Genomic DNA, 3,942 nt, shown 5'->3' on the forward strand with positions numbered 1-3,942 from the left:
ACTCCCACTTCGATGAACCGGTCCGGGAATTCGTCACGGAACAGGCTCATCTGGGTGCTATCAGTCAAGTCTGCGCAGAGCGCTATCACTCGCGAATCGCGCCGACCGGCCTCTCGGAGTCCCCGACCGAAACCAGCCCTGATGGGTTCGTAGGCAACGTCGGCCGTACCGAGTGCATCATCAAGCCGGTACCCGTTCATGAGGACGCTCCGTTCGCGAGGAGGTCGAGCTCTGCTGTCGCCGCCCGCGCCTGGTCGATGTCCGGCACTTTCCCGTGCCAGAGGTAGTCATGCTCCATGAACGAGACGCCCTTGCCCGGAATGGTGCGCGCGATGATGACAGTCGGCTTGTCAGTCGCGTCCTTCGCGTCTGCGACGGCATCTAGGATCGCCTGCATATCGTGCCCATCGATCTCCAGCACGTGCCATCCGAAGGACTCCCACTTCGCGGCCAGGTCCTCTAGCGGCATCACATCTTCGGTCGATCCATCGATCTGGATGAAGTTGCGGTCAACGATTCCGATAAGCCGATTCAGGCGGTACTTTCCCGCGAACATGGCAGCTTCCCAGATGTTGCCCTCGTTGAGCTCTCCGTCGCCCATCATCACGTACACGAAACGGTCAGGCACCGCATCAATGTGCTGGAGTACGTAGGCCGCACCAGCGGCTTGAGACAAGCCACTGCCCAGAGGCCCGCTCGTGCTTTCCAGGCCCGGAAGAGCCAATCTCTCGGGATGTCCCTGCAGCCTCGAACCCAGACGACGCAACGTCATGAGCTCATCGACGGGGAAATACCCCGCATGCGCCATGGCGGCGTAGAGCACCGGCGCCGTGTGCCCGTTGCTGAGCAGGAACAGATCACGTCCTTCCCACTCAGGATCCGCAGGATCGTGGACGAGGAGATTGAAGTACAACGCGGTGAGGAGGTCGGCCATGCCTAGCGGCCCAGCACTGTGTCCACTGCCGGCGTGCTGAAGCATGGTGACGATCGATCGACGAACCTGAATCGCCTGCGCCTGGAGCTCGAGAGAATCCTGCTGGACCACCGCTCTACGAGTGTGCATAGGTACCTTTCCGCCGCCGCTGGCGTTATATTTCGTAGAGCGCAAAACCCTAGATCTTTCACATAACGCAAACGCGTTCTGTATAGTGCAATCTACTCGTTCGTTCCTGCCCACGCAAGGACCTGGGACGTGAGTGTCGAGCGCACGGTCTATCGGGATCTTGCTCGACTCGGGGGCGCGGGACTAAGGGAGACCAGATGAGTGTGTCGATGCAGAGTGACAAATATCAGCTCGGGAGTGTCGACCGGTCGCTAGAGATCTTGTCCATCCTCGCGGCGACCCCGCGGCTCCGCCTCGCGGAGCTGAGTGCTCAGCTCCAAGCGAACCCCAGCACGGTACTGCGAGCATTGCGCGTGCTCGAGCGTCATGGGCTCGTCCGCCGAGCTTCGTCCGAGCTGGAATACGTGCTGGGAGCGAGGCTAGTCGAACTCGGCCAGGCCGCCGTTGCATCCATCGACATCGTGCAGGAGCTGCGCAGTCCGCTTCGCTCTCTCTCCGCAGATTTCAACGCAACAGCTCATCTCGGCATGGTGCGTGAGGGGATGGTGACGGTACTCGAGAAGATCGACCCGCCACGTCCTATAGTCGGTTACTCGGCAGTCGGATCTCGGATGCCCCTGCATGCAACCGCCGTCGGTAAGGCAGCGCTGGCACTTGGCGGGACGGGTCTGTTGCCAGCCAATTCGGGCCTGCACTCCTACACGGTGCACACCATCACAGATACCGCTGAGCTCGCGACTGACCTCGCACAAACGGTGCAGCGACGTTACAGCGTCGAGCGGGAGGAGTACCACAACGGATTTGGTTGTGTCGGGTCTGCGGTTCGGATAGGTTCAGACATTTATGCCGTGAGCATCTCCGGATCGCTCACCAGCGAAGACGAACTCCGCGTGCGAGGTGAGACCTTGCGAAATTTTGTTCATGATGTCACGGGGTCATACCAAGGCGCAGCCCAAAACCTATGACGGATTTGCCGTCAACGAGTGCGGGTGCCGTTCTAAACATGCGAGAACAGGATTACGGCGCCAACTCGTGTAGCTGCCTCGGCGGCGCGTCACGAATGAAAACACCAACCGGCTGTAGGGTTACTACCTCCCCAGGACGCCAACCTTTCCTGGTGGTCAGCCAGCGAACATCGAAACTGCCGCTCGCGCGCTCGACCCCGGGTCTGCACATGTTCGGTTGGGAGAATACCGCGAAGGTGTTGGACGAGCACGGAATGGCAAACAAACCAGTAATGCATCGACCGATCTGTGCACGTCAAATGGGACGTGCAGCGTTCATTACGCCCCTTTGAGGAGGCCAGTATGCGGGTACTCGTGGCCGTTGATTCGTACAAGGGCACGCTCACTTCACGCGACGTCGCCACGGCTATCCGCTCCGGATGGCACTCAGTGCGTCCAGACGACGAAATTGATCTGCTGCCGCTCGCCGACGGCGGAGAGGGCACCGCAGAAGTCATAGCGGCCTCTGTTCCAGGATCCACTTGGCACACGACAGCGCCCGTCAGCGGACCCGACGGTCGACCAGTTAGAGGCAGATGGTTGGCACTACCAGGCGGAATCGCGGTCGTCGACCTCGCATCTTCGAGTGGACTTCCTCTCATGCACGCACTCGACCCGTTGGGTGCCACCACGCGAGGACTGGGCGAAACAATCCGCGCGGCCGTCGCCTCTGGCGCGCACGAAGTGTGGATCGGTCTTGGTGGCAGCGCGTCGACCGACGCGGGCTTTGGAGCTCTCCGGGCATTGGGGCTTCGCGCGCTCGATGCAAGCGGTCGAGAAGTGCCTGACGGCGGCGCGGGTCTGACGGCCCTGGCGCAGGTCGACGCGTCCGCACTGGTCCCCATCCCTGGCGGCGTCACACTTCTCACAGACGTCACCTCGCCCCTTATCGGTGAGAACGGCGCGGCGGCAATGTTCGGCCCGCAGAAGGGCGCGTCCATGGAGGAGGTTCGCCTGCTCGATGCAGCACTTGCCCACGTCGCGAACGTCCTCAAGCAAGACCCGACACAACCCGGTTTTGGAGCGGCAGGCGGTACCGGCTTTGGTTTCGCAGCCATGTACGGCGCAAATATTGTCTCCGGCATCGACCACCTTTCCCGGCTGACCAACCTCGATCCGCGCATCGCGGTTGCACAACTAGTGATCACTGGCGAGGGCGCGTTCGACCGGCAAAGCATTCAGGGAAAGCTCGTGGGAAACGTCTTAGAACGCGCCGCACGCGCCGGTGTATCCAGTGCAGTGATTGCAGGGGTTATCCACGAACATCCCGGTGTCGCACATCGAAGCCTGACAGAACAGGCAGGGAGCTCGTCAGCCGCAATGAAAGATCCGGCGCGCTGGGCTGCGTCGGCTGCAGCAAGTCTGGCGAAGTCACTCGACGGCGTAGACGTCGTCAAGGCCATATAAGCACGCGCACAATGCCAGGCGTCGAACATCCGACCCTGCCCGGTCTCGCCGCGATGGCACGCTGATAGAACAGGTAGGACTACGACGCAATGAGTACACCGGACAGCATGGATCTCTGGCATGTTGCCCCCTCGGAATATGCATCCGTTCCCGACCGCCGATCCCGTGGGGCCCACTCGCGCAGCACACGAACTCCTCCCCCAGATCGAAGATGGCGTCCGGTATGCCCGCGCGCCGGCGTGATGCTGGACCCTGCCCGCCCACCGATCTGAGACAGACAGCCGTGCAGCTCCCTCTCGGACCGTTGCGCCAACAGCACGAGGGCGCGGGTATTTTAACGGCTCTTCGGACATTCGGTGGGGGTCATGGGGTGAGTCCGCCGGTGGCGAGGAGCATGCGGAGCCGGTAGTTTGTCGCGGTTGCGGAAGCCGCGGGCGAGGCGGCGGTGGAGTTCGATGATCCCGTTCA

General features: G+C 61.8%; 3 protein-coding genes and 1 pseudogene. 2 read left to right on the top strand and 2 right to left on the bottom strand.

From position 1 onward, the window contains the following. A pseudogene (locus ACSGC5_RS14840) lies at nucleotides 1-200 on the bottom strand (hypothetical protein); the annotation flags it as partial. Continuing rightward, entirely contained in the window at nucleotides 197-1,045 is an 849-nt protein-coding gene (locus tag ACSGC5_RS14845; protein ID WP_434971344.1) for a transketolase, read from the bottom strand. The pseudogene ACSGC5_RS14840 and the gene ACSGC5_RS14845, both read right to left, overlap by 4 nt. Nucleotides 1,046-1,260: 215 nt before the next feature. On the opposite strand from ACSGC5_RS14845, the gene ACSGC5_RS14850 reads away from it, so the two are divergent. Both ACSGC5_RS14850 and ACSGC5_RS14855 read left to right on the top strand, forming a co-directional pair. Continuing rightward, entirely contained in the window at nucleotides 1,261-2,028 is a 768-nt protein-coding gene (locus tag ACSGC5_RS14850) for an IclR family transcriptional regulator (RefSeq protein ID WP_434971345.1), read from the top strand. Between the two features lie 342 nt (nucleotides 2,029-2,370). Continuing rightward, nucleotides 2,371-3,474, top strand: a complete 1,104-nt coding sequence (locus ACSGC5_RS14855) for a glycerate kinase (RefSeq protein WP_434971346.1) — start codon at nucleotides 2,371-2,373, stop codon at nucleotides 3,472-3,474. Nucleotides 3,475-3,942: the final 468 nt, after the last annotated feature.

Origin of the sequence: Microbacterium sp. bgisy207 (assembly GCF_965345035.1) — a bacterium.
Taxonomy (GTDB): Bacteria; Actinomycetota; Actinomycetes; order Actinomycetales; family Microbacteriaceae; genus Microbacterium.